The sequence below is a fragment of the Microbacterium sp. B19(2022) genome, from assembly GCF_012030385.1.
Classification (GTDB): domain Bacteria; phylum Actinomycetota; class Actinomycetes; order Actinomycetales; family Microbacteriaceae; genus Microbacterium; species Microbacterium oxydans_B.
In genome coordinates, this window is sequence record NZ_JAAUVO010000041.1 from 1 (window position 1) to 1741 (window position 1741).

Below are 1741 nucleotides of genomic sequence, written 5' to 3' on the forward strand. Positions count from 1 at the left end.
CTCCTTCATAGCGGGCCGCGGGCCGCGGGCTGCGCGAGGGGGCGTCAGCGCGGGCGGCGGGGGCTGTCGGGGTTCATCAGCGAGTGGCGGCGGCCGTAGGCGAAGTAGACGACGAGTCCGATCACGAGCCAGACCCCGAAGCGCAGCCAGGTCTCCCAGTGCAGCTGCGAGATGAGGAACAGCGAGAAGGCGACGCCGACGATCGGCACCACCGGCATGAACGGCAGCCGGAAGGTGCGCGGCGCATCCGGCTTCGTGTACCGGAACACGACGACGGCGATGCATACGACGACGAACGCCGCCAGGATGCCGATGTTCGTCAGGTCGGCCACGGCACGGATGGGGAAGATCCCGGCGAAGAACGCGGAGCCGATGCCCGCGATCCAGGTCACCCGCTGCGGCACACCGCGGCGGTCGACCTTCGAGAACCAGCCGGGGAGGAGCCCGTCGCGGCTCATCGAGAACCACACCCGGGTGGCGCCGAGCAGGAACGTGAGCATGACCGTGAGGATCGAGAGCACCGCGAATACGGAGATGATCGAGGCGATGACGGGCAGCCCCACGCTGGAGAACGCCGAGGCGAAGCCGGCCTTCGGGTCGATCTCCTGGTAGTTCTGCATCCCGGTGAGCACCAGCGTCGCGGCGACGTAGAGCAGCATGGCGATGATCAGCGACAGGATGATCGCCTTCGGCATGTGCTTGCGACCGTCCTTCGCCTCCTCGGCGGCGGTGCTCATCGCGTCGTAGCCGAACACCGCGAAGAACACCGTCGCCGCGCCCGTGAAGACCGGGCCGAACCCGGAGGGCATGAACGGGGTGTAGTTGTCGGTGTTGATGTAGAAGATGCCGAGCCCCACGATGAACAGGATCAGCAGGATCTTGATCCCGACCGCCACCAGCTCGAAGCGGCCGAAGGTCTTGGTGCCGCGGCTGAGGAGGAACGTCACGAGCAGACAGATCAGGATCGCCGGGATGTTGACGACGCCGCCGGGCTGGTCGAACGTCTCGGTGACCGCGGTCGGCAGGTGCACGCCGAAGCCGGAGAGGAACGCATCGAGATAGCCGGAGATCCCGATCGCGACCACGGCCACGATGGCCACGTACTCCAGGAGCAGATCCCAGCCGATGAACCATCCGGTGATCTCTCCGAGCGCGACGTACCCGTAGCTGTACGCCGATCCGGCACGGGGGATCATCCCTGCGAACTCGGCATAGGAGAGTGCGGCCGCCGCAGACGCCAGTCCGGCGATGAGGAACGAGATGACGACCGCGGGGCCGACGCCGGGGTTCGTGGCGTCGCCGTGTGCGACGAGACCGGCGAGCGAGAAGATCCCGACTCCGACGATGCCACCGACGCCGATCGCGGTGAGCTGCCACAGTCCGAGGGATTTGAAGAGACCACTGCTCTCCGCCTCGTCCGTCAGGTCGCCGACCGGCTTGCGCCGCCAGACGGAGTACGCCGGATTCTTCGGATTCGTGCGGGGCATCCTTGCCTCCTTGAGGTTCCGCGCGCCCCGGGTGGGGGCGGCGTGCGAATGGCTGAGCTGGTTGAGCGGTAACACGTTACGCTCGCGGCGGTCGCTCCTCAATCGGACTTATGGCCAGGGTTCGCGTCGCCCCTTCCTCGCCCGCGAGTGCACGGGTTGCTCGCGAGTGCACGGGGTGTTCGCGTGGGAAAGCCGTGCACTCGGCGAGGAAGCCGTGCACTCGGCGAAGGGGGGAGGGGGCGAGGGGGAAGGAG

At 67.5% G+C, this 1741-nt stretch carries 1 protein-coding gene; it reads right to left on the reverse strand.

Features of this window, described 5'->3' with window-relative positions; all coding sequences use genetic code 11:
- Nucleotides 1–44: 44 nt before the first annotated feature.
- Nucleotides 45–1487: an APC family permease gene (locus tag HCX50_RS19645; RefSeq protein ID WP_167635470.1), complete on the reverse strand. Its 1443-nt coding sequence runs from the start codon at nt 1485–1487 to the stop codon at nt 45–47.
- Nucleotides 1488–1741: the final 254 nt, after the last annotated feature.